The 23,910-nt window shown below is 59.7% G+C and carries 24 protein-coding genes; 14 read left to right on the top strand and 10 right to left on the bottom strand.

From position 1 onward, the window contains the following. The first annotated feature begins 5 nt into the window (after positions 1–5). The 5 genes from CAF63_RS21085 (at position 6) to trpE (ending at position 5,338) form a co-directional block, all read left to right on the top strand. The gene (locus CAF63_RS21085) at positions 6–830 is read left to right on the top strand and encodes an ABC transporter permease (RefSeq protein WP_085688449.1); all 825 of its coding nucleotides are present in this window, start codon (positions 6–8) and stop codon (positions 828–830) included. A 205-nt stretch (positions 831–1,035) separates the two neighbouring features. After that, complete coding sequence (locus tag CAF63_RS21080) at positions 1,036–2,184, top strand: iron-containing alcohol dehydrogenase (RefSeq protein WP_085688447.1); 1,149 nt, start codon at positions 1,036–1,038, stop codon at positions 2,182–2,184. Positions 2,185–2,298: 114 nt separating this feature from the next. Further along, positions 2,299–2,973, top strand: coding sequence for a ribulose-phosphate 3-epimerase (gene rpe, locus CAF63_RS21075; RefSeq protein WP_085688445.1), 675 nt, complete (start codon positions 2,299–2,301; stop codon positions 2,971–2,973). Beyond that, positions 2,970–3,788 carry a phosphoglycolate phosphatase gene (locus CAF63_RS21070; protein ID WP_085688443.1) on the top strand — a complete coding sequence of 273 codons (819 nt, stop codon included), beginning with the start codon at positions 2,970–2,972 and terminating at the stop codon, positions 3,786–3,788. Before rpe ends, CAF63_RS21070 begins: the two co-directional genes overlap by 4 nt. Before the next feature lie 71 nt (positions 3,789–3,859). Then, positions 3,860–5,338 carry an anthranilate synthase component I gene (trpE, locus tag CAF63_RS21065; protein ID WP_085688441.1) on the top strand — a complete coding sequence of 493 codons (1,479 nt, stop codon included), beginning with the start codon at positions 3,860–3,862 and terminating at the stop codon, positions 5,336–5,338. Positions 5,339–5,407: 69 nt separating this feature from the next. Here the strand turns inward: trpE and estP are convergent, their stop codons facing one another. Further along, positions 5,408–7,318: an esterase EstP gene (gene estP, locus CAF63_RS21060; protein WP_085688439.1), complete on the bottom strand. Its 1,911-nt coding sequence runs from the start codon at positions 7,316–7,318 to the stop codon at positions 5,408–5,410. A gap of 403 nt (positions 7,319–7,721) precedes the next feature. On the opposite strand from estP, the gene CAF63_RS21055 reads away from it, so the two are divergent. The 4 genes from CAF63_RS21055 to CAF63_RS21040 all read left to right on the top strand — a co-directional run bounded on the left by CAF63_RS21055 (position 7,722) and on the right by CAF63_RS21040 (position 11,042). Then, positions 7,722–8,315: an aminodeoxychorismate/anthranilate synthase component II gene (locus CAF63_RS21055; RefSeq protein ID WP_007956309.1), complete on the top strand. Its 594-nt coding sequence runs from the start codon at positions 7,722–7,724 to the stop codon at positions 8,313–8,315. Between the two features lie 9 nt (positions 8,316–8,324). Then, positions 8,325–9,374: an anthranilate phosphoribosyltransferase gene (trpD, locus tag CAF63_RS21050; protein ID WP_039768098.1), complete on the top strand. Its 1,050-nt coding sequence runs from the start codon at positions 8,325–8,327 to the stop codon at positions 9,372–9,374. Continuing rightward, positions 9,371–10,207 (top strand): indole-3-glycerol phosphate synthase TrpC, encoded by an 837-nt coding sequence (gene trpC / locus CAF63_RS21045; protein ID WP_085688437.1) that lies wholly within the window; start codon positions 9,371–9,373, stop codon positions 10,205–10,207. Before trpD ends, trpC begins: the two co-directional genes overlap by 4 nt. A 136-nt stretch (positions 10,208–10,343) precedes the next feature. After that, the gene (locus CAF63_RS21040; protein WP_085688435.1) at positions 10,344–11,042 is read left to right on the top strand and encodes a biotin/lipoate A/B protein ligase family protein; all 699 of its coding nucleotides are present in this window, start codon (positions 10,344–10,346) and stop codon (positions 11,040–11,042) included. A 10-nt stretch (positions 11,043–11,052) separates the two neighbouring features. On the opposite strand, the gene crp is transcribed toward CAF63_RS21040, so the two are convergent. Continuing rightward, complete coding sequence (gene crp / locus CAF63_RS21035) at positions 11,053–11,697, bottom strand: cAMP-activated global transcriptional regulator CRP (RefSeq protein ID WP_011336190.1); 645 nt, start codon at positions 11,695–11,697, stop codon at positions 11,053–11,055. A 236-nt stretch (positions 11,698–11,933) separates the two neighbouring features. Between crp and CAF63_RS21030 the strand changes: the two genes are divergently transcribed. Together CAF63_RS21030 and speD are read left to right on the top strand one after the other, a co-directional pair. Further along, positions 11,934–12,356, top strand: a complete 423-nt coding sequence (locus CAF63_RS21030) for an OsmC family protein (protein ID WP_003228794.1) — start codon at positions 11,934–11,936, stop codon at positions 12,354–12,356. 237 nt (positions 12,357–12,593) lie between these two features. Continuing rightward, complete coding sequence (gene speD / locus CAF63_RS21025) at positions 12,594–13,388, top strand: adenosylmethionine decarboxylase (protein WP_007956315.1); 795 nt, start codon at positions 12,594–12,596, stop codon at positions 13,386–13,388. 61 nt (positions 13,389–13,449) lie between these two features. On the opposite strand, the gene coq7 is transcribed toward speD, so the two are convergent. From coq7 to hemJ, 6 genes are all read right to left on the bottom strand, one after another. Then, positions 13,450–14,097 (bottom strand): 2-polyprenyl-3-methyl-6-methoxy-1,4-benzoquinone monooxygenase, encoded by a 648-nt coding sequence (gene coq7, locus CAF63_RS21020; protein WP_007956317.1) that lies wholly within the window; start codon positions 14,095–14,097, stop codon positions 13,450–13,452. Between the two features lie 107 nt (positions 14,098–14,204). Beyond that, on the bottom strand, positions 14,205–14,543 hold the full coding sequence (locus CAF63_RS21015) for a histidine triad nucleotide-binding protein (protein WP_007956318.1): 339 nt from the start codon (positions 14,541–14,543) through the stop codon (positions 14,205–14,207). An 81-nt stretch (positions 14,544–14,624) separates the two neighbouring features. After that, positions 14,625–15,413, bottom strand: coding sequence for an SDR family oxidoreductase (locus tag CAF63_RS21010; RefSeq protein ID WP_085688433.1), 789 nt, complete (start codon positions 15,411–15,413; stop codon positions 14,625–14,627). 61 nt (positions 15,414–15,474) lie between these two features. Then, positions 15,475–16,425, bottom strand: a complete 951-nt coding sequence (locus CAF63_RS21005; RefSeq protein ID WP_085688431.1) for a DUF805 domain-containing protein — start codon at positions 16,423–16,425, stop codon at positions 15,475–15,477. A 70-nt stretch (positions 16,426–16,495) separates the two neighbouring features. Then, complete coding sequence (locus CAF63_RS21000) at positions 16,496–17,464, bottom strand: nitronate monooxygenase family protein (RefSeq protein ID WP_085688428.1); 969 nt, start codon at positions 17,462–17,464, stop codon at positions 16,496–16,498. Positions 17,465–17,497: 33 nt separating this feature from the next. Continuing rightward, entirely contained in the window at positions 17,498–17,926 is a 429-nt protein-coding gene (hemJ, locus tag CAF63_RS20995) for a protoporphyrinogen oxidase HemJ (RefSeq protein ID WP_085688426.1), read from the bottom strand. A gap of 135 nt (positions 17,927–18,061) precedes the next feature. Here hemJ and argC point away from each other — a divergent pair, with 135 nt between their 5' ends. Further along, the gene (gene argC, locus CAF63_RS20990; RefSeq protein ID WP_085688424.1) at positions 18,062–19,096 is read left to right on the top strand and encodes an N-acetyl-gamma-glutamyl-phosphate reductase; all 1,035 of its coding nucleotides are present in this window, start codon (positions 18,062–18,064) and stop codon (positions 19,094–19,096) included. A 167-nt stretch (positions 19,097–19,263) separates the two neighbouring features. Further along, entirely contained in the window at positions 19,264–19,614 is a 351-nt protein-coding gene (gene erpA / locus CAF63_RS20985) for an iron-sulfur cluster insertion protein ErpA (RefSeq protein ID WP_003228776.1), read from the top strand. A gap of 72 nt (positions 19,615–19,686) precedes the next feature. Here erpA and CAF63_RS20980 read toward each other — a convergent pair whose 3' ends face one another. Together CAF63_RS20980 and CAF63_RS20975 are read right to left on the bottom strand one after the other, a co-directional pair. After that, complete coding sequence (locus tag CAF63_RS20980; RefSeq protein ID WP_085688422.1) at positions 19,687–20,778, bottom strand: anhydro-N-acetylmuramic acid kinase; 1,092 nt, start codon at positions 20,776–20,778, stop codon at positions 19,687–19,689. Positions 20,779–20,781: 3 nt separating this feature from the next. Beyond that, positions 20,782–22,206, bottom strand: coding sequence for a peptidoglycan DD-metalloendopeptidase family protein (locus CAF63_RS20975; protein ID WP_085688419.1), 1,425 nt, complete (start codon positions 22,204–22,206; stop codon positions 20,782–20,784). Positions 22,207–22,416: 210 nt separating this feature from the next. Between CAF63_RS20975 and tyrS the strand changes: the two genes are divergently transcribed. Beyond that, the gene (gene tyrS, locus CAF63_RS20970) at positions 22,417–23,616 is read left to right on the top strand and encodes a tyrosine--tRNA ligase (RefSeq protein ID WP_011336180.1); all 1,200 of its coding nucleotides are present in this window, start codon (positions 22,417–22,419) and stop codon (positions 23,614–23,616) included. The last annotated feature ends 294 nt before the right edge of the window (positions 23,617–23,910 follow it).

Here is a 23,910-nt window from a genome sequence, read left to right as displayed (position 1 = left end):
TTGAAATGCTGAGTCCTTATATGTCGCCCGTCGAGCGGGTGTGGTTCTACAGCTTGCGGATTCTCTGCGGCTTGATCCTGTTGTTCCTTATCCTGCCGGTGCTGGTGATCGTGCCGCTGTCGTTCAACTCGGGCAGTTTCCTGGTGTACCCGCTGCAGGGCTTTTCGCTGCACTGGTATCAGGACTTCTTCGCTTCGGCGGAATGGATGCGCTCGCTGAAGAACAGCATCATCGTCGCCCCGGCCGCGACCGTGCTGGCGATGGTGTTCGGCACGCTGGCGGCCATCGGCCTGACCCGTGGCGACTTCCCCGGCAAGCCGCTGGTGATGGCGCTGGTGATTTCGCCGATGGTGGTGCCGGTGGTGATCATCGGTGTGGCCAGTTACCTGTTCTTCGCGCCGCTGGGGCTGGGCAACAGTTTCTTCTCGCTGATCGTGGTGCACGCGGTGCTCGGTGTGCCGTTCGTGATCATCACGGTGTCGGCGACGTTGCAGGGCTTCAACCACAATCTGGTGCGGGCGGCGGCCAGTCTCGGTGCCTCGCCGCTGGTGACATTCCGTCGGGTGACCTTGCCGCTGATTGCGCCGGGGGTGATTTCCGGGGCGCTGTTTGCCTTTGCGACTTCGTTCGATGAAGTGGTGGTGACGTTGTTTCTCGCAGGTCCTGAGCAGGCGACGTTGCCACGGCAGATGTTCAGCGGGATTCGCGAGAACCTGAGTCCGACTATTGCGGCGGCTGCAACGCTGCTGATTGCCTTCTCGGTGATTCTGTTGCTGACGCTGGAGTGGTTGCGTGGGCGGAGTGAGAAGCTGCGTACTGCTCAGGTCTAAGAGTCCGCCACCAAAACCTGTGGGAGCGAGCTTGCTCGCGAAAGCGATGTGTCAGGCGATACAGATTACACATGTGACGCCGCCTTCGCGAGCAAGCTCGCTCCCACAAGTGCTGCTCTGATCATTCATGCGCTGAATGACAGACAACCCGAATTCCCCAGCTACGCTTGTGCTCAGCTCCCACATCTATAAGAGGCTGCGCACGATGAGTCTTTCCTCGTTCAAGATCGCTCACAAACTGATCACCGGCGCCGGGGCCATCGAGCAACTGGCGGCCGAGCTCACGCGGCTGGACATCGACAACCCGCTGATCGTCACCGATGCCGCGCTGGTGAAATCCGGCACGGTGGAGCTGGCGCTGGCGCAGATCGGCGAGCGCGAGTACGAAATCTTCGACCGGGTGCTGCCGGATCCGGAAATCGCCATTGTCGAGGATTGCATGCGTGTCTACCGAGAGGGCGGGCATGACGGGCTGATCGGTCTCGGCGGCGGCAGTGCCATCGACATCGCCAAGAGCGTCGCGGCGTATGCCGGTTATCACGGCGCGCTGGAGGATCTGTTCGGCGTCGATCAGGTGCCGCGCAAGGGCCCGCCGCTGATCGCCATCCCGACCACGGCCGGCACCGGTTCCGAAGTGACCAATGTCGCCATTCTTTCGGACAAGGTCGCCCAACTGAAGAAGGGCATCGTCAGCGATTATTTGTTGCCGGATGTGGCGCTGGTCAGCCCGCAGATGACCCTGACCTGCCCGCGCAGTGTCACCGCCGCCAGTGGCGTCGACGCGCTGGTGCATGGCATCGAATCCTACTTGTCGCTGAATGCCTCGCCGATCACTGATTCGCTGGCCATCGGCGCGATCAAGTTGATCGCTCGCTCATTGCCCAAGGCCTACGCCAATCCGTCCAACCTGCAGGCCCGGGAAGACATGGCCACCGCCAGCCTGATGGCCGGCATGGCGTTCGGCAACGCCGGGGTCGGCGCGGTGCATGCGCTGGCGTATCCGCTGGGCGGGCGCTTCAACATTGCCCACGGCGTCAGTAATGCGCTGTTGCTGCCGTATGTGATGACCTGGAACAAGATGGCCTGCGTCGAACGGATGCAGGATATTGCCGAAGCCATGGGGGTAAAGACCGCTCATCTGAGTCTCAATGAAGCGGCCGACAGCGCCGTCGCTGCGATGACCGAACTGTGCGCGGCGGTAGAAATCCCGCTGGGTTTGCGCAGTTTCGGCGTGCCCGAAGAAGCGATCCCGGCCATGGCCGTAGAGGCCGCGGGGATCGAGCGTCTGATGCGCAACAACCCGCGCAAGCTCAGCGCCGCCGACATCGAGAAGATCTACCGGGCGGCCTACTGAGAATCTGGCGGCCGCCGGTCATGGCACAACCCAATCATCGCGGTCACGGTGCGCGCGCGGAAACTTGAGGTATACAATGCGCGCCATCGTGATTTAGCTCAGAAAAGGTGCGTCATGCAGCCCTTCGTTATTGCTCCGTCGATTCTCTCCGCCGACTTCGCCCGCCTCGGCGAGGAAGTGGACAACGTACTGGCCGCCGGTGCCGACTTCGTCCACTTCGATGTCATGGACAACCACTACGTACCGAACCTGACCATCGGCCCGATGGTCTGCGCCGCGCTGCGCAAGTACGGCGTGACCGCGCCGATCGACGCGCACCTGATGGTCAGCCCGGTGGATCGCATCGTCGGCGATTTCATCGAGGCCGGCGCCACCTACATCACCTTCCACCCGGAAGCCACGCTGCACGTCGATCGTTCGCTGCAACTGATCCGTGAGGGCGGCTGCAAATCCGGCCTGGTGTTCAATCCGGCGACTCCGCTGGATGTGCTCAAGTACGTGATCGACAAGGTCGACATGGTCTTGCTGATGAGCGTCAACCCGGGCTTCGGCGGGCAGAAATTCATCCCCGGCACCCTCGAGAAGCTGCGCGAAGCGCGCGCGATCATCGATGCTTCGGGCCGTGACATCCGCCTGGAAATCGACGGCGGCGTCAACGTCAACAACATCCGTGAAATCGCTGCCGCTGGCGCCGACACCTTCGTGGCCGGCTCGGCGATCTTCAATGCGCCGAACTATCAAGAAGTCATCGACAAGATGCGTTCCGAACTGGCGCTGGCTCGCCCATGAGCGGTTTTGAGCAGCTGTTCCCGGGGCAACTGCCGCGGTTGGTGATGTTCGATCTGGATGGCACGCTGATCGATTCGGTACCAGACCTGGCGGCGGCTGTGGATAACATGCTGCTCTCCCTCGGGCGCAAGCCTGCCGGTATCGAGTCGGTGCGCGAGTGGGTCGGCAACGGTGCGCCGGTGCTGGTGCGCCGCGCTTTGGCCGGCGGCATCGATCATTCCGCCGTGGATGACGTCGAAGCCGAGCATGCGCTGGAGGTTTTCATGGAAGCCTACGGCGCCAGCCATGAGCTGACCGTGGTCTATCCCGGCGTGCGCGACACTCTGAAATGGCTGCACAAGCAGGGCGTGGCCATGGCGCTGATCACCAACAAGCCGGAGCGCTTCGTCGCGCCGCTGCTGGATCAGATGAAGATCGGCCGCTACTTCAAGTGGATCATCGGCGGCGACACCCTGCCGCAGAAGAAGCCCGACCCGGCGGCGCTGTTCTTCGTCATGAAGATGTCCGGCATTCCGGCCTCGCAATCGCTGTTCGTCGGCGATTCGCGCAGCGACGTGCTGGCGGCGAAAGCGGCGGGGGTCAAATGTGTTGCGTTGAGTTACGGCTACAACCATGGCCGGCCGATTGCCGAGGAATCCCCAGCGCTGGTGATCGACGATCTGCGCAAGCTAATTCCCGGTTGCCTGGATACGGCCGCTGAGATAACGTTGCCCGACGCTTCTCAATCCCCTTCTGGAAACGCCATCGTGGTGGTCACCCGCAAACTCTGGATGAAAGTCATCAAGGCCCTGGCCCGCTGGCGTTGGCGCGCCTGACTTGTTCCTGGCCGGCCTGCCGGCGCGTTTGCACACCTGACTGATTTGCACCTCACACCACGAGGCACCCTATGATTCGCGAAGAATTCCTGCGTCTGGCCGCTGACGGCTACAACCGCATCCCGCTGGCCTGTGAAACCCTGGCCGACTTCGACACGCCGCTGTCGATCTACCTGAAACTGGCCGACCAGCCCAATTCCTACCTGCTCGAATCGGTGCAGGGCGGCGAGAAATGGGGTCGTTACTCGATCATCGGCCTGCCGTGCCGCACGGTGCTGCGGGTTCACGATCATCACGTCAGCATCACCGTCGATGGCGTCGAGACCGAAAGCCACGACGTCGAAGACCCGTTGGCTTTCGTTGAAACCTTCAAGGCCCGCTACAACGTGCCGACCATCGCCGGTCTGCCGCGTTTCAACGGCGGTCTGGTGGGTTACTTCGGTTACGACTGTGTGCGTTATGTAGAGAAGCGCCTCGGCAAATGCCCGAACCCGGATCCGCTGGGCGTGCCGGACATCCTGCTGATGGTTTCCGATGCGGTGGTGGTGTTCGACAACCTCGCCGGCAAGATGCACGCGATCGTGCTGGCCGATCCGGCGCAGGCCGATGCCTACGAGCAGGGCCAGGCGCAATTGCAGCAACTGCTGGAAAAACTGCGTCAGCCGATCACCCCGCGCCGTGGCCTGGATTTCAGCAAGCAGCAGGCGGCCGAGCCGGTGTTCCGCTCCAGTTTCACCCAGGACGACTACGAAAAAGCCGTCGACACCATCAAGGAATACATCCTCGCCGGTGACTGCATGCAGGTCGTGCCGTCCCAGCGCATGTCGATCGACTTCAAGGCGGCGCCGATCGATCTGTACCGCGCACTGCGTTGCTTCAACCCGACGCCGTACATGTACTTCTTCAACTTCGGCGATTTCCACGTCGTCGGCAGTTCGCCGGAAGTGCTGGTGCGGGTCGAAGACAACCTGATCACCGTGCGCCCGATTGCCGGCACCCGTCCTCGCGGGGCCACCGAAGAGGCCGACGTGGCGCTGGAAGAAGACCTGCTGTCGGACGACAAGGAGATTGCCGAGCACCTGATGCTGATCGACCTCGGACGCAACGACACCGGTCGCGTTTCGGAAATCGGTTCGGTGAAGCTCACCGAGAAGATGGTCATCGAGCGTTATTCCAACGTGATGCACATCGTGTCCAACGTGACCGGTCAGTTGAAAACCGGGCTGACGGCGATGGACGCACTACGGGCGATCCTGCCGGCGGGTACCTTGTCCGGCGCACCGAAGATCCGCGCGATGGAAATCATCGACGAGCTGGAGCCGGTCAAGCGTGGTGTGTATGGCGGTGCGGTCGGCTACTTCGCCTGGAACGGCAACATGGACACCGCGATTGCGATCCGTACCGCCGTGATCAAGAACGGCGAACTGCACGTGCAGGCCGGTGGCGGTATCGTCGCCGACTCGGTGCCGGCGCTGGAGTGGGAAGAAACCATCAACAAGCGTCGGGCGATGTTCCGCGCTGTTGCGCTGGCCGAGCAAACCCCGGACTGAGTGATTGATGATTCAGCCATAAAAAAACGCGGCGCCTGTGAGGGCACCGCGTTTTTTATGGCCTGCGAATCAGAAGTCGAGTGCTACGCCGACGTTGATCCCTTGCTGGGTGAAGTCGTCATCCTTGCGGATGTCGTAGCTGGCGCGCAATGCCAGGTCCTTGGTGAGGTTGTGGCTCACGCCTAGATTCAGGCGGTTCAGGTTGGTTTGAGGGGTATAGCCGGCCAGGGTGTAGCGGTTGTTCGGCAGGCTGTTGAGATTCATCGTCACATTTTGGGTGTCGTCGTTGTACTCGCGCTCATGGGCGAATTCGCCGAACACCTGGGTCTGCGAGGTGATCTGATACTTGCCCTGAATCCCGAGGCCGAGACGGCGGGAGATGCGCGACTGGTCATCGAACGTCAGTGCGGTGGAGTCGGCGCCGTTTTCCGAATAACCATCGACTTCAACCTTGGCAAAGTCGGCACTGACGAACGGCGACAGATGCCATGGGCTGCTCGCTTGCGGCGCAATGTCGTAACCCACGCGTCCGCTGAAGGCCAGCACATAACCGTCGGTATCGCCTTTCTCGCCGCGCTCGTTGACCCCCAGCTGGAATTTGCGTTTGAGGCTGTCGTAATCCAGATGCCCGGCGGTCACGGCGGCGTCACCCCACCAGCGGTTCTGCTGGTACTGGGCGAACGCGGTGCCCAGATAAGTGTTCAGCTTGTAGTCCGAGTCGTTGTCGCCGGCCTCGAGTTTCTGGTTGTAGAAACCCGCCGCCACGCCCACGCGCCACGCGTCGTTGAGACGGTAGCTGCCGCCGATGTTCAGGTTGTAACCGTTGCCGTCGGCGCTGGCGCCGCTGCTCTGGCTGTCGAAATCCTGATGCTGGCCACCGCCGGCGACAATTGCCCGCCATTGGCCAACGGCCTGCCAGTTTTCCCAATCCGCCAGCCACTGGTTGCGCAGCTCATCCTGATGCGAGCGCAAGGTGCCTTGAGCCATTTGCGGCAACAGGGTCGCTTCCCATGGCGCGGCCAGCAGCGAGTAAGCGTAATCGGCAATCAGGCGCTGCCCGGCTTCGGTCGGGTGGACGGCGTCGTTGTAGATCAGCTTCGTCGGATCCGGGGTGGCGCTGTTGATCCCGTATCGGGCGTTCTCGGTGCAGCCGCTGCCGCTGAAGCAGGTACCGACCAGATTCTGGTCAGTGGCCAGGCCGAACTGCGCCGGATTGGCGAATGCCTCTTTGAGCAGAACCGGAACGTTCAGCGGAATGACGTTGGCGTTGACGCTCTGCAACTGGCTGACCAGTTCGGTATTGAACTGGGCGCTGAGTTGCGAGGTGAAGGCTTGCAGCGGCGAGCCGTTGATAGCCGGTGTCAGGCCGATGTCCGGCAACAGCCAGACCATGATGTAACGGGCGCCGGCACCTTGCAGTGTGCGTACGCTGTCGACCAGTCGATCGGCGGCGGCATTCGCCTGAGGGAGACTGGTGACGCGGCCCTGGAGGAAATCGTTGCCGCCCCCGGTCAGGTAATAGAGGGCATTCGGGTCGGCGCGGAAACCGTTCGACGGCAGATAACCGGCGCGGGTGCGTTCGCCAGTGGCGGACTGGCTGGTGATCGAGTCGAGAATCTGGTCGGTGCGGTAGCCGCCCACAGCCCAGTTGTTACCGTCCGGCTGGCCTTGGCCGGCACGTACCGCTGAGGACGAGGAGGCGGTCTGGTCCGGGGTGAAGCCGAGACGGCCACCGAGCAATTGCGTGGCGTTGAGTGAGTAGAACTCACCGCTGCCGTCCTGATAGTTCGGGCCCGTGCGGTTGGTGTAGCGTTCGGTGGCGCCGGCCGGGCCGCCGCTGTCGGTGAAAGTCCCCGCATCACTAAGGCTGTCGCCGAAGACCACGAAATTCGAATAAGGATTGGGTGCGGCGTTCGCCTGGGCGCAGGCCATCGCGAGCAGGCATCCGGCGAGCGGTACAAACAACGTCTGTTTGATCATGAGCAAGTCCGTTTATTTATTGTTGTAGTGAACGAAACGACAGTACCAAAAACTTCCGGCGTTTTGCCATCGGTCGTCAACCCTCCCATTGTTTTAGTCCCCACGGCCCCGGCCATATTGCACGCTCCGCCCAGCTAAGTTACTGTGCCGAAACGTATGAACGAGACCTTCCCCGTGTTGATCACCAGCAAACTTCTGGATCAAGTCATCAAGGCACACGCCCGCTGGCGTTGGCGCGCCTGAATCTTTTCTGCCGGCCCCGCCGGATCTGTATCGCTTTGCCTTCCTTGCCCGTTTGAAATGCCGCTGTGCCGATGCGACCTGCGCGTCCGGCAGTGTGCAGCGCCCTGGCAAGTCATCCGAAGGCTGTCTTCAAGTCAGAATTCAAGAGGTTCGAAACGCCATGTTGCTGATGATCGACAACTACGACTCCTTTACTTACAACGTTGTGCAATACCTCGGCGAGCTGGGTGCCGAGGTCAAAGTGGTGCGCAACGACGAACTGACAATCGCCGAAATCGAAGCGCTCAACCCTGAGCGGATCGTTGTATCCCCAGGCCCGTGTACGCCGACCGAAGCCGGCATTTCCATCGAAGCCATCAAGCACTTTGCCGGCAAACTGCCGATCCTCGGCGTCTGCCTCGGCCACCAATCGATCGGCCAGGCCTTTGGCGGCGACGTCGTCCGCGCCCGCCAGGTGATGCACGGTAAGACTAGCCCGGTATTCCACGAGGACAAGGGTGTGTTTGCCGGTCTGAACCGTCCGCTGACCGTCACTCGCTATCATTCCCTGATCGTCAAACACGAAACGTTGCCCGATTGCCTGGAGCTGACCGCGTGGACCCAGCACGATGACGGTTCGGTCGACGAAATCATGGGTCTGCGTCACAAGACCCTGAACATCGAGGGCGTACAGTTCCACCCGGAATCGATCCTCACCGAACAGGGCCATGAACTGTTCGCCAACTTCCTCAAACAAACCGGCGGCACGCGCTAAGGACTTTCCATGAATATCAAGACAGCCCTGAGCCGTATCGTCGATCACCTCGACCTCAGCACCGATGAAATGCGCGACGTGATGCGCGAAATCATGACCGGCCAATGCACGGACGCGCAGATCGGCGCGTTCATGATGGCCATGCGCATGAAGAGCGAAAGCATCGACGAAATCGTCGGCGCCGTATCGGTGATGCGCGAGCTGGCGGACAAGGTCGAACTCAAGACTCTCGACGGCGTGGTTGATGTGGTCGGCACCGGCGGTGACGGCGCGAATATTTTCAACGTGTCGACCGCATCGTCCTTTGTGGTGGCGGCGGCGGGCTGCACCGTGGCCAAACACGGTAACCGTGCGGTGTCGGGCAAGAGCGGCAGCGCTGATCTGCTGGAAGCCGCCGGCATCTACCTCAACCTGACCCCGGTTCAAGTGGCGCGCTGCATCGACAACGTCGGCATCGGTTTCATGTTTGCCCAGACTCACCACAAAGCCATGAAGTACGCTGCCGGCCCGCGTCGCGATCTCGGCCTGCGTACCTTGTTCAACATGCTCGGCCCGCTTACGAATCCGGCCGGTGTGAAACATCAGGTGGTGGGCGTGTTCACGCCTGCGCTGTGCCGGCCGTTGGCTGAAGTCTTGCAGCGTCTTGGCAGTAAACACGTGCTGGTGGTGCATTCGAAGGATGGTCTGGACGAATTCAGTCTGGCGGCACCGACCTTTGTTGCCGAGTTGAAGGACGATCAAATCACCGAATATTGGGTCGAACCGGAAGATCTGGGCATGAAGAGCCAGAGCCTGCACGGTCTGTCGGTCGAAGGCCCGGAAGCCTCGCTGGCGCTGATCCGCGATGCACTGGGCAAGCGCAAGACCGAGAACGGTCAGAAGGCTGCCGAAATGATCGTGCTCAATGCCGGCGCGGCGCTGTACGCCGCCGACCTGGCAACAAGTCTGAAAGAGGGCGTGGCACTGGCCCACGACGCTCTGCACACCGGTCTTGCTCGGGAGAAACTCGAGGAGTTGGGTGCCTTTACCGCGGTATTCAAAGTGGAGAATGAGGGATGAGTGTACCGACGGTTCTGGAAAACATTCTGGCCCGCAAGGTTCAGGAAGTCGCCGAGCGTAGCACCCGTGTGAGCCTGAGCGAGCTGGAAAGTCTGGCCAAGGCGGCCGATGCACCCCGTGGTTTTGCCCAGGCACTGCTGGCGCAGGCCAAGAAGAAACAACCGGCCGTGATCGCCGAAATCAAGAAGGCGTCGCCGAGCAAGGGCGTGATCCGCGAGAACTTCGTTCCCGCCGACATCGCCAAAAGCTACGAGAAGGGCGGGGCGACCTGCCTGTCGGTGCTGACCGATATCGACTACTTTCAGGGCGCCGATGTTTACCTGCAACAGGCCCGCGCGGCGTGCTCGCTGCCGGTGATCCGCAAGGACTTCATGATCGATCCGTATCAGATCGTCGAAGCCCGTGCCCTTGGCGCCGATTGCGTGTTATTGATCGTCGCTGCGCTGGATGACGTGAAAATGGCTGAACTGGCGTCAGTCGCCAAAGACGTCGGTCTCGACGTATTGGTGGAAGTGCACGACGGCGACGAGCTGGAGCGCGCGTTGAAAACCCTCGACACGCCACTGGTCGGGGTCAACAACCGCAATCTGCACACCTTTGATGTCAGTTTGGAAACCACCCTCGACCTGCTGCCACGCATTCCGCGCGATCGGCTGGTGGTCACCGAGAGCGGGATCCTCAATCGTGCCGATGTCGAACTGATGGAAATCAGCGATGTTTACGCGTTCCTGGTCGGCGAAGCGTTCATGCGCGCCGAAAGCCCGGGCATCGAACTGCAGCGTCTGTTCTTCCCGGAGCGCGGCGTTCCGGTGAGTGGTTCGACCCTCGACTGAGTTTCGGTAGACCGAGTCGGACCCAATCGCGAGCAGGCTCGCTCCCACAGGGAAACTCATTCCAATGTGGGAGCGAGCCTGCTCGCGATGACGGCATTGAAAGCTCTACAGATTTAACTGTCTGGTGGATACCTTGATGACTCCAACTTCCCTGACCATCGAAGCCGGCCTGCAAGCCGAACAGGATCTTCTGGCCTCGGTCTGCGCTGGTGATGCCGAATCTGGTCTGCTTTTTTGGCAACCCAGCGACCGTGCTTTGGTCATGCCGCGCCGCCTGAATCGCCTCCCAGGATTCGATCACGCCTGCGAAGTCTCCGCTGCTGCCGGTTGGCCGGTGCTGTTGCGTGAAACCGGCGGCGAACCTGTTCCGCAATCGGCTTCCACCATCAACATTGCACTGGTCTACGCACCGCCTCGCAGCGAAGGCGATCTGAACCGCATCGAAACCGCTTACCGGCGGTTATGCGATCCGATCTGCGAGTTGCTGGACGAGTTGGGTGGCACTTCGTCGTTGGGTGAAATCGACGGGGCGTTCTGCGATGGGCGCTTCAACGTCAATCTCGACGGTCGCAAGATGGTCGGCACCGCCCAGCGCTGGCGTCAGAGTCAGGGCGGTCAGCGTCCGGTGGGGTTGGTGCACGGCGCGATGCTGGTGGAGGACGAGCGTGAGTCGATGGTGGCGGCGGTCAACCGCTTCAACGAAGCGTGTGGTCTGGAGCAGCGGGTTCGTGCCGCCAGCCACATCGCTCTGCATGAGAAATTCCCGGCGCCCCATGCACTGGCGCGTCTTGATGAGCTCTTTCGTTTGATGCTGGCGCAGATCTACGCCGACTGAGCTTTGGAATTCAGCGAGTACCGAAGACCACCATGGTCTTGCCTTTCACATCCACCAGGTTGCGTTCTTCCAGATCCTTGAGGACGCGGCCGACCATCTCCCGTGAACAACCGACAATCCGGCCGATCTCCTGACGGGTCACTTTGATCTGCATGCCATCGGGGTGGGTCATCGCGTCCGGTTGTTTGCACAGCTCCAGCAAACAGCGAGCGACACGGCCGGTGACGTCGAAGAACGCCAGGTCTCCGACCTTGCGAGTGGTGTTGCGCAGGCGTTGTGCGATTTGTCCGCTGAGGACGTAAAGAATGTCTGGATCCTGCTGCGACAATTCGCGGAACTTGGCGTAGCTGATTTCCGCGACTTCGCATTCAACCTTGGCCCGCACCCAGGCGCTGCGCTGTTGCTCCTGGCCGGCCTCTTCGAAAAGACCCAGCTCACCGAAGAAGTCCCCGGCATTCAGGTACGCGATGATCATTTCGCGGCCGTCGTCATCCTCGATCAGGATCGTGACCGAACCGCGAATGATGAAGTACAGCGTGTCGGAGCGATCCCCGGCGCAGATGATGTTGCTCTTGGCCGCATGACGCCGGCGCTGGCAATGCATCAGCAGCTTGTCGAGGTTCTTGATTTTGGGTGTGGGGGTAATACCAACCATGGTTGTATCCCGAAAAGACTGCACGGTTATATTTGGTTTTTATATGAGGCGCTGAGGCGGTTGCTACACAGTCTGGCGAGGGCGCCAGCGAATTGGCGCCAGCTTACCAGACACTTCGTCGAAATTTCGAGAAATCACCTACGTTAAAGGTGCATTCGTCCTAGGAACGTGCTCGCTGTCCGGGCAGGGCCCTGTGCTAAGCTGGCGACCCTTTTTTCTACAGTGGAGTCTTGGCGATGAAGGCACGCATCCAATGGGCTGGCGAAGCCATGTTCCTCGGCGAATCCGGCAGCGGTCATGTCGTGGTCATGGACGGTCCGCCGGACGCCGGTGGTCGTAACCTCGGAGTCCGCCCGATGGAAATGCTCCTGCTGGGTGTCGGCGGTTGCAGCAATTTCGACGTGGTCAGCATTTTGAAGAAGTCCCGTCAGGCCGTTGAAAGCTGCGAAGCCTTTCTGGAAGCCGAGCGCGCGACCGAAGATCCGAAAGTGTTCACCAAAATCCACATGCACTTCGTGGTCAAGGGCCGTGGCCTGAAAGAAGCCCAGGTCAAACGCGCCATCGAACTGTCTGCCGAGAAGTATTGCTCGGCCTCGATCATGCTCGGCGCCGCCGGTGTAGCGATCACCCACGACTACGAAATCGTCGAACTCGGCTGAGCCGACATTCAACTATCATAAAAGCAGTGCAGACTCTGGCGATCCCCCGCTGACGTCTGCATAATGCGCCACTTTTTTCAGGGCCGTGATCAGTCAACCGACGGGTCATCCGCCTGAACAGATAACCAAAATCGCCATCGCGAAGAGGTGTTAACCGTCCTACGCAGGTGCGTTGTTCGCACTTGACGGGCATGCTTGATCACGCGGCCGTGCCGCATACATAGAGAGTTTTTAACGGTGAAAAGCAAACTCAAGCTCCACGGGTTCAATAACCTGACAAAGACCTTGAGCTTCAACATCTATGACATCTGCTACGCGGAAACCCCGCAAGACCAGCAGGCTTACGTCGAGTACATCAATCAAGAGTACAACGCCGAACGCCTGACGCAGATCCTCACGGAAGTTGTCGAAATCATTGGTGCCAACATTCTGAACATTGCGAGTCAGAACTATGAGCCTCAGGGTGCCAGCGTCACGATTCTGATCTCGGAAGAGCCGGTGACCCCGACCGAAAGCCAGATCGAAGAGTCTCCGGGCCCATTGCCCGAAATCATCCTGGCCCACCTCGACAAGAGCCACATCACGGTGCACACCTACCCGGAAATCCATCCGGACGCCGGTATCGCGACCTTCCGTGTGGACATCGACGTGTCGACCTGTGGTGTCATTTCACCGCTCAAAGCGCTCAATTTCCTCATTCACCAGTTCGATTCGGACATCGTGACCGTGGATTACCGTGTGCGCGGCTTCACCCGTGACGTTGAAGGCAACAAGCACTTCATCGACCACGAGATCAACTCGATCCAGAACTACCTCTCCGAAGACACCCGCGACGCGTACCAGATGACCGACGTGAACGTGTACCAGGAAAACCTGTTCCACACCAAAATGCTGCTGAAGAACTTCGAACTGGACAATTACCTGTTCGGCGATGCCACCAGCAACCTGTCTTCCGAGCAACGTGCTCAGGTGACTGAGCGTGTGAAACACGAAATGCTGGAAATTTTCTACGCGCGCAATATGCCGAGCTAAGAACTCCGGGCACAAAAAAAGGCGACTGCTTTGCGGCAGTCGCCTTTTTCATGGGCGTTTTTCAGATACGGTAAGTGCTCTTGGTCATCACTTTGGCCAACAGGCTCATGCCGAACTTTACCGGTGCCGGGAAGCGGAAACCGCCGGCCTCCAGTGCACTTTCCGCGTGATGTTCTTCATCGATACGCATCTGCTCCAGAATCGCCCGGGATTTTTCGTCCTCGGCCGGCAATTGTTCCAAATGCTCGTTCAGGTGCTTGCAGACCTGATGCTCGGTGGCGGCGACAAACCCGAGACTGACCTTGTCGCTGATCAACCCGGCGACTGCGCCGATCCCGAACGACATCCCGTAGAACAGTGGGTTGAGCACACTGGTGTGGCTGCCCAACTGGTGAATGCGCTGTTCGCACCAGACCAGATGATCGATCTCTTCTTCGGCCGCATGCTCCATGGCCTCGCGTACCTGTGGCAGCTTGGCGGTCAGCGCCTGGCCCTGATACAGCGCCTGGGCGCAGACTTCACCGGTGTGGTTGATGCGCATCAGGCCGGCGACGTGGCGGGTGTCCTCATCGCTCATTTGCACATCGGGCTGCACGATCGCCGGCGACGGACGGTACGGCTGGCCACTGAAGGGCAGCAGGGTACGCATCGCGGCATCGGCTTGCAGCAGAAGACGATCAATGGGCGAGTAGTGACGTTGGGTAGTCATGCTGACCTCCGGGAAGAATCTCGGCGGCCAGTTTAACCGAATCGGCCGGGGAAGGTTTGCGCTGGGTCATGTGGGAGCAGGGCGCTCCCACCGATCTTGGAGTTCAATCAGCCCGGAGGCCAGTTCATCTGGCGTTGACCGAGCACGTGCATGTGAATGTGGTAGACAGTCTGCCCGCCCATTTCATTGCAGTTCATCACCACCCGGAAGCCTTCCTCGCAACCCAGTTCCAGCGCCAGACGCTGGGCGGTGAACAGGATATGCCCGGCCAGTGCCTTGTCGTCTTCGGTCAGGTCGTTGAGAGTGCGCACCGGTTTCTTCGGGATCACCAGAAAGTGCACCGGTGCCTGTGGGGCGATGTCGTGGAACGCCAGAACCTGGTCGTCCTCGTAGATGATCTTCGCCGGGATTTCCCGGTTGATGATCTTGGTGAACAGAGTATCCACAGCTGTTTTCTCCATTGTTTGGGCTGGCCTGAGTGTACTCATAGGGGGATAAGCCCGCCCAGTGTTTTGCCGTAGGGCTTTTCAGCGCGGGCAGTAAGCCTTGTTGACCATGCCGACAATCGTTCGATTGAGCCAGCGCGAACCGAGCCGAGGCAAAAAGGCGAACCAGCGGTTCCGGCGTCCGGGAATGATGATCGCGCGGTTTTTCTCCAGGGCGCGCACGGTATACAACGCGACTTCCTCGGGGCTCATGAGCAAATTGCTGCCTTTGAGTTTGTCGTCATTCAGTTGTGCTGTACGGAAAAACGCGGTGCGGGTCGGGCCGGGGCAGAGCACCGACACTTTGACCGCACACTTCTTCAGTTCCACCCGCAGTGCTTCCGAGAAATGCAGAACATACGCCTTGCTGGCGTAGTAGGTGCTCATCCAGGGGCCGGGGTTGAAGGCGGCCACCGACGCGACATTGAGAATCTGACCGCCACCCTGCAACGCCATGCTGTTGCCGATGGCATGGCAGAGGCGGGTGAGGGCGAGGATGTTCACTTCGATCAGGTCCTGTTCGGTCATCCAGTCCTGGGCCAGGAACGGGCCGCAAGTACCGATGCCGGCGCAATTGACCAACAGATCGATCTGCCGGTCGCCTTCCTCGAGCTCCAGCAGAAAACCGGACAGGCGCAGCGGCTCACCGAGATCGCAGGCGCGAAACAGTACCTCCACGCCGAAGCGCTGGGTCAGTTCAAGCGCAATGCTTTCCAGCTGATCACGCTGGCGGGCCACCAGAATCAGGCTGCGGCCACGGCGCGCCAGGGCTTCGGCCATGGCCAGACCGATGCCGCTGGAGGCGCCGGTGATCAGAGCGTAACGGGTCATGCAAATCTCCATCGCAACAGCGCCGCGCCGTGGACGCAGGTGTCACGGCGGGGAGCGTTGTTCATTCTTTCGCAGAGTCTACAGGGGCGAGGGCGGCTTCGGCTGCATCGTCTGCCGAATTCACGGCGGGCTCGACTTCGACATCGATTTCATCGGTGGTCACCGAACCGCTCTCGTAGCTGCTTTCAAGGCTGCTTTCATATTCCTGCTGGATCGCAGTGATTCCGCCCAGCATGCCACCTATGAAAAACAGCCCGATAAACACGATCCACAGCGAGCACAGCACTTTGACTGCCGTACTGTTCGGCGGAGGCGGTGGGCCATAGCGATTGGCGCCGGCATTACCCGGCACGACCATGATCACCAGAGGGAAGAAGCTGCCCACGAATGGCACCAGGGTCAGCAGCCAGAGCCACCCCGACCAGCCGATATCGTGTAAGCGCTGGACGCTGAAGAGGATGCCGACGATCGCGAAGGCCAGAAACAGTAAGAAGGCGAGGAGACCGCCGATGATCAGGCCGGTCGTCGAGTCGGCGCTCACCAGGCCCAGTCCGATCAGCGCGAACACGCTGACGATTGGCAGGGCTACCAGGCTCAACACCATCGACCATGCCAGGTAACGCAAGCGGCCGATCCGGCCTTCAACGCTGAACGGTTTGAGAGGCGCGAATGCCGGCAGGGTTTCACCGACGGCGGCGCGAGGGGGCGCATAAGGCGAATCGGGCTCAGTCGGGGCGGCGCTTTGCTCGTGGACATCCGACAGGTTCAGCTCGATGGGCGTTTCGGTTTCGATCCGGGCATCGATCCCGGTCTTGCCCAGCGCTTGCAGATAAGTCTGCGCATCGCTGTGGGACAGATCACGCTTGAGCGCGACGGTGCGGCCATTGAACAGACGCTCGATGGCGGCGACATCGCTTTTGAACAGATCGGCCAGGTTGAGCTTGGCCGTGGTGATATCGACGCCGGGCTGGAGCGCGCCGTCGAAAACGATCTTGTAACGGGGTTCGCTCATGGCCGAGGCATCCTTGTCGCGAGATAAATTGAGACTAAGGCCAGTCAGACAGCGACTGGCCGGGTTTCATTCAACGTGGCCAGCGTTTCGGCAGTTGCGCTGCGTGCTCCAGGGCCTGGCGGTATTCGGCATCAAGACGCGCCACCAGTTGATCCACGCTTGGCAGATCGTCGATCTGCCCCACGCCCTGGCCCGCAGACCACACGGTTTTCCAGGCCTTGGCTTCGTCGTTGATCGGCTTGAGCTTGTCGCCGAAATTCACTTCGCCCTTGCCTTGCAGGGCTGCCATGTCGAAACCGGCGGCCTCCAGGCTTTGGCGCATGAAACTGGCCGGTACACCGGACACGGCAGGAGTATGAATGATGTCGGCGGCTTTGGCAGTCAGCAGCATCTCCTTGTAGGCGTCAGGCGCATGACTTTCAGTGGTGCCGATAAATCGCGTGCCGAAGTAGGCCAGATCCGCGCCGAGCAGTTGTGCGGCGAGAATCTCATGCCCGTGGTTCAAACATCCTGCAAGCAACAGGGTCTTGTCGAAGAACTCGCGGATCTCGGCAATCAGCGAAAACGGGCTCCACGTCCCGGCATGCCCACCGGCGCCGGCTGCAACAGCGATCAAGCCATCGACACCGGCCTCGGCGGCTTTCTCGGCATGGCGACGGGTTGTCACGTCGTGGAAGACCAGGCCGCCGTAACTGTGCACGGCGTCTACCAGTTCCTTCACGGCACCAAGACTGGTGATGACGATGGGGACTTTGTGCTCGACGCAGATGTTCAGGTCAGCCTGCAGACGCGGGTTGCTGTGGTGGACGATCAGGTTCACCGCGTACGGCGCCGGGTTCTCCAACGTCGCCAGTCCCGCTTCGATCTGCTCCAGCCAGGCCTTGAAACCGCTGCTTTCGCGTTGATTCAGCGCCGGGAAGCTGCCAACCACGCCGTTGCGGCAGCACGCCAGCACCAGTTCAGGATTGGAGATCAGGAACATCGGCGCTGCCACCACGGGCAGGCGCAGACCTTGTTCGAGCAGAGCGGGCAGCGACATCGGAAGTACCCCGGAAAGTTGTATTTGTTGAAGTTAGAACGGCTTGACCACGACCAGAATTACGATAGCCAGCAATATCAGAACCGGCACTTCATTGAACCAGCGATAAAAGACATGGCTGCGGGTGTTCTCGCCACGGGCAAAACGTTTTACCTGCGCGCCGCACATGTGGTGGTAACCGATCAACAGCACGACCAGCGTCAGTTTGGCGTGGATCCAGCCACCGCTGCTGAAGATGCCCGGGTTGAGGTAGATCAGCCAGCCGCCGAAGATCAGTGCGGCGATCATCGCCGGGCCCATGATGCCGCGATACAGCTTGCGCTCCATGATGCTGAAGCGTTCCTTGCTGATCGTGTCTTCACTTTGCGCGTGATAAACGAACAGTCGCGGAAGATAGAAGAGGCCGGCAAACCAGCACACGATGCTGACGATATGTAGCGCTTTGATCCACAGATAGAGCATTTTTGGTAATTCCCTAATTCACGGTAGGCCGGATAGTAGAGGCTTGAGCGCCCGCACGTCACCTTGACGGTTGTCGCAGGGGCGCGCGGCCCCTATTATCGACGGCTTTCCAGTGGGTTCGTTGAGGGCAGGTTTATGGTCAAGGTCGGTATCGTCGGCGGCACGGGTTACACCGGTGTCGAACTGCTGCGTCTGTTGGCACAGCATCCGCAGGCAGAAGTGGTTGTGATCACTTCCCGATCCGAGGCCGGTCTGGCCGTGGCTGACATGTACCCGAACCTGCGCGGTCACTACGATGGTCTGGCATTCAGCGTGCCGGACATCAAAACGTTGGGCGCTTGCGACGTGGTGTTCTTCGCGACTCCGCACGGCGTTGCTCACGCACTGGCCGGCGAATTGCTGGCGGCCGGCACCAAGGTCATCGACCTGTCGGCTGACTTCCGACTGCAGGACGCCGATGAATGGGCCAAGTGGTACGGCCAGCCGCACGGTGCGCCGGAGTTGCTGGACGAGGCGGTTTACGGCTTGCCGGAAGTCAATCGTGAGCAAATCAGGAAAGCACGCCTGATCGCGGTGCCGGGTTGCTATCCGACCGCGACGCAGCTGGGTTTCCTTCCGTTGCTTGAGACGGGCATTGCCGACGCTTCTCATCTGATCGCCGACTGCAAATCCGGTGTCAGCGGTGCCGGTCGTGGCGCTGCTGTAGGCTCGCTGTACTCCGAAACGTCGGAAAGCATGAAGGCTTATGCGGTGAAAGGTCACCGTCATCTGCCGGAAATTCGCCAGGGGCTGCGTCGTGCCGCAGGCAAGGATGTCGGTCTGACTTTTGTGCCGCACCTGACGCCGATGATTCGTGGCATTCACTCCACGCTCTACGCGACCGTCGTAGATCGCTCGGTGGACCTGCAGGCGCTGTTCGAAAAACGTTATGCCAATGAACCGTTCGTCGACGTGATGCCGGCCGGCAGCCATCCGGAAACCCGCAGCGTGCGTGGCGCCAACGTCTGCCGCATTGCCGTTCACCGTCCACAGGATGGTGATCTGGTGGTGGTGCTGTCGGTGATCGACAACCTGGTCAAGGGCGCGTCGGGACAGGCGGTGCAGAACATGAACATCCTGTTCGGGCTGGATGAGCGTCTGGGTCTGTCCCATGCGGGCATGCTGCCGTAACGACTGATCTTGCTTGGTAAAAGGCCCGTTTGACGGGCCTTTTTGCATTCTGGTCGGTTGATCAGGTTTATTGATATACCGTAACAATAGTTGACCGATTTTCTAGGACAAGCGGATAATGCGCGTCATCACGCATTATGGCGGCGTAACGCCGGGAGATAGTCAGCATGAGCGTCGAATCCTTCACCCCCACGGCTTTGCAATTCACTCAAGGTGCCGCGCACAAGGTGAAGAGCCTGGTCGATGAAGAGGGGAATGATCGCTTGAAGCTGCGCGTATTCGTTACGGGCGGCGGTTGTTCAGGGTTTCAGTACGGCTTCACCTTCGATGAAGATGTGGCCGAGGACGACACCATCGTCGAGCGCGAAGGCGTCAGTCTGGTGGTCGATCCGATGAGTTTCCAGTACCTGGCGGGTGCCGAGGTGGATTATCAGGAAGGTCTGGAAGGCTCGCGTTTCGTGATCAAGAACCCGAATGCCACCACCACTTGTGGTTGCGGCTCCTCGTTCTCGATCTGATCGCGCTTCACCGTACACAATAAAACGCCGCAGAATCTCACGGTTCTGCGGCGTTTTGTTATCTGCGATTTGTCAGTTGGGGTAGATGGCGCCGAGTACGCGCAGGCCTTTGGCGCCGGTGACGCTCGGGCGATTGGCGGTGATCCCTTCCAGACAGCAGTGGGCCAGCCAAGCGAAGGCCATGGCTTCGACCCAGTCCGGATCGACGCCGTGGGTCGCGGTACTGGCGACTTTGGCGTTGGGTAGCAGGTCGGCCAAGCGCTTCATCAGCGTGGCGTTGTGGGCGCCGCCCCCGCAGACCAGGAGTTCTTCTGTATTCGATTGAGCGCTTTGCAGCGATTCGACGATGGTCAGCGCCGTCAGTTCGAGCAGTGTCGCCTGTACGTTTTCGGGTGCGAAACCTGGCAGGCGCGACAGTTGCTGCTCCAGCCAAGGCAGGTTGAAGACTTCGCGGCCGGTGCTCTTCGGGCCTTGGGTCACGAAAAACGGATCACTGAGCAGGGCTTTCAGCAGGGTCGGTTCGACCTTGCCGCTGGCTGCCCACTGCCCGTTACGGTCGTAGTTCTCGCTCCGTTGCTGATGAATCCAGGCATCCATCAGCACATTCCCAGGCCCACAGTCGAAACCGGCTACAGGTTTGTTCGGCTCAATCAGACTGAGGTTGCTGAAACCGCCGACATTCAGGACTGCACGGTTACCGGTACGCTCTTCGAATAACGCTTCATGAAAGGCAGGAACCAGCGGAGCGCCTTGACCGCCAGCCGCCACATCGCGACTGCGGAAGTCGCTGACGACGGTGATGCCGGTCAGTTCCGTGAGCAGGGCAGGGTTGCCGATCTGCACGGTGAAACCGCGTGCGGGTTCGTGGCGAATGGTCTGGCCGTGGCTGCCGATCGCGCGAATGGCTTCAGGCTTGAGCTGTTGCTGTTCGAGGAGGGTATGGATCCCGTGCGCGGCGAGCTTCACCCAGTTCTGCTGGGCAATCGCCGAACGGGCGATCTCGTCGGGGCCGCTGGCGCACAAGCCAAGCATCTCGGCGCGCAGGGTTTCAGGCATGGGGATGTAGTGCGTGGCGACCAGATTGATCGCCGAGGATTGCTCGATCAGGGCGATGTCCAGCCCGTCGAGACTGGTGCCGGACATCACGCCGATATACAGGGCCATGGCTTAACGTTTGCTCGAAGCCAGCATGGTGGCTTTTTCCTGGTCCATGCGAGCCATCAACGGCTGGCTCTGCGCCAGGAAGCGAGCGCGTTCGGATTTGGCGATCGGGTCGGCCATCGGCAGCTTCTGGCCCAACGGATCGACGTGAACACCGTTCACCTGGAACTCATAGTGCAGGTGCGGTCCGGTGGACAGGCCGGTGGTGCCGATGTAACCGATCACCTGGCCCTGTTTAACTGTGCCGCCGGTCTTCACGCCTTTGGCGAAGCCCTGCATGTGGCCATACAGCGTACGGTAAGTGTTGCCGTGCTGGATGATCACGGTGTTGCCGTAACCGCCGCGACGGCCGGCCAGCAGCACTTTGCCGTCGCCGGCAGCCTTGATCGGCGTACCGCGCGGGGCGGCATAGTCGACGCCTTTGTGGGCGCGGATCTTGTTGAGGATCGGGTGTTTGCGGCCCATGGAGAATTTAGAGCTGATGCGGGCGAAGTCCACCGGTGTACGGATGAACGCTTTGCGCATGCTGTTGCCATCGGCGGTGTAGTAGCTGCTGTTGCCCTGCTTGTTGGTGTAACGCACGGCGGTGTAAGTCTTGCCGCGGTTGGTGAAGCGGGCGGACAGGATCGGACCGTTGCCAACGGCTTTGCCATTGACCACTTTCTGTTCATAGATCACATCGAACTCGTCACCCTGGCGAATATCCTGAGCGAAGTCGACGTCGTAGCCGAACACGCTGGCCATGTCCATGGTCAGGCTGTGGGACAGGCCTGCGCGTGCGGCGGACTGCGACAGCGAGCTGTTGATCACACCGTGCACATAAGCAGTGCGAACAGTCGGTTTGGCGGTAACGCGGTTGAACACATAACCCTTGTCGTTCTTGGTCAGGGTGATGGTTTCAACGTCGCTGACCTTGCTGTGCAGGTTGGTCAGTTGGCCTTGTGGATTCAATTCGAATTCGAGTTTCTGGCCATGTTTGAGCTGACTGAACTGCTTGGCTTGTTTATCGCTGGCCAGGACTTCATGGACGGCCGCGGCCGGGAGGCCGACTTTCTCGAACAGTGTAGAAAGCGTATCGCCCTTGGAGACGATCACTTCCCTGTGATTTGGGGCCTTCTTTTCTTCGGCTACCGGTGTCGGCGCTGGTGCGGCCTGAGCTGTTTCCTGCGTCTCTTCGGCGCTGTTTTCGATCTGGGCGAAAGGGGAGGCTACAGACTCATTTGTGGCTTGAGCGGCGTCGGCAGCGTCTTGATCTTGTGTCAGTTGTTCAGCAGGACTTTCCAGTTCAAGGCTCAGCGTTGTCTTTTTGGCTTCAACATCACTGGATGGAAACACCAGGAGCGCCAGGCTGAGAAGGGCGGCGATACCACTTGCGGCGAGCAGGTGGGTCTTCGGGTAAAGCGGTGGCGCTTTAGACGGTTCAGTGGTCATAAGTAATTTGACTTTGAAAAAGATGAATTGGAAAAGATGAATGACATGATGAAGATGAAATAACTGTATAAAATATAACCAAATCATCCCTGAAGCAAGTCTGCGGACGCCCTGTCCGTGGATTGGCGTCCGTGCGCCGGGCAAAACTTGTATTTGGTGCGCGATCTTGTATGGTTGGTTCCCTTTGAATCTGAGCCTTGCGGGTCTGTTATGAAGTCGGTTGAAGAGCAGCTAGCGCTGATTAAACGTGGTGCGGAAGAACTGTTGGTCGAGTCCGAGCTGATCGAAAAGCTCAAGCGTGGCCAGCCGCTGCGAATCAAGGCCGGCTTCGATCCAACTGCGCCGGATCTGCACCTTGGTCACACTGTGCTTATTAATAAGCTGCGTCAGTTCCAGGAGCTGGGGCATCAGGTGATCTTCCTTATTGGTGATTTCACCGGAATGATCGGTGACCCGAGCGGCAAGAGCGCCACTCGCCCTCCGCTGACTCGTGAGCAGGTTCTGGAAAACGCCGAGACCTATAAGACTCAGGTGTTCAAGATTCTTGATCCGGCGAAAACCGAAGTTGCGTTCAACTCCACCTGGATGGATCAGATGGGGCCTGCAGACTTTATTCGTCTGACTTCGCAGTACACCGTTGCTCGCATGCTTGAGCGTGACGACTTCGACAAGCGCTACACCACCAATCAGCCGATCGCCATTCACGAATTCCTCTATCCGCTGGTGCAGGGTTATGACTCGGTAGCTTTGCGCGCTGACGTTGAGCTGGGTGGTACTGATCAGAAGTTCAACCTGCTGATGGGGCGTGAGCTCCAGCGCGGTTATGGCCAGGAAGCCCAGTGCATTCTGACGATGCCATTGCTTGAAGGTCTGGATGGCGTGAAGAAGATGTCCAAGTCGCTGGGTAACTACGTCGGTATCCAGGAAGCGCCGGGTGTCATGTACAGCAAGCTGGTCTCGATCCCGGATGCTTTGATGTGGCGTTATTTCGAGTTGCTCAGCTTCCGTTCGATGGATGAGATCAACGCTTTCCGCGCCGATGTTGAAGCGGGTGCCAATCCGCGTGATATCAAGATCAAGCTGGCTGAAGAGATTGTTGCGCGCTTCCATGGTGAAGAGGCTGCGGCCAATGCTCACCGTGGTGCGGGTAACCGTATGAAGGATGGCGAGCTGCCGGATGATCTGCCAGAGGTCGAGCTGACTGCTGCCGAGGATATGCCGATTGCTGCTGTCCTTAATAAGGCAGGCTTGGTGAAGAACTCGGCGGCTGCTCGTGATCTGCTGGCTTCCGGTGGTGTGCGTGTAGATGGTGAGGTTGTTGATCGTTCCTTTATATACGTACTGGGTGCGACGCACGTTTGTCAGGCGGGCAAGAAAGCTTTTGCACGGATTACGCTGAAATCTGAGTAAAGTTGAAATAAGGGGTTGACGGCGAATTTTAGATGTCTATAATTCGCCCCACTTCCGGCGCAGTCGAAACGGAAAACTCCTTGATATTCAATGAGTTAAGTAGGTTTCGAGCATGGGTCGCTTCAGTTCATCGGAGCCTGGAAGGAGTTGGAAATGCCGGTTTTTCTGGCGCTTTCAACGGTTCGATCTTCTCGATCGAAAGCGGAGAAAAAGAGGTGTTGACAGCAGCGTGTAACGCTGTAGAATTCGCCTCCCGCTAACGAGAGATCGGAAGCGCAAGTGGTTGAAGTTGTT

Origin of the sequence: Pseudomonas sp. B20(2017) (assembly GCF_002113125.1) — a bacterium.
Lineage (GTDB): Bacteria > Pseudomonadota > Gammaproteobacteria > Pseudomonadales > Pseudomonadaceae > Aquipseudomonas.
Note: the sequence above shows the minus strand (reverse complement) of the source record. Positions and strands in the feature narration are given on the sequence as shown.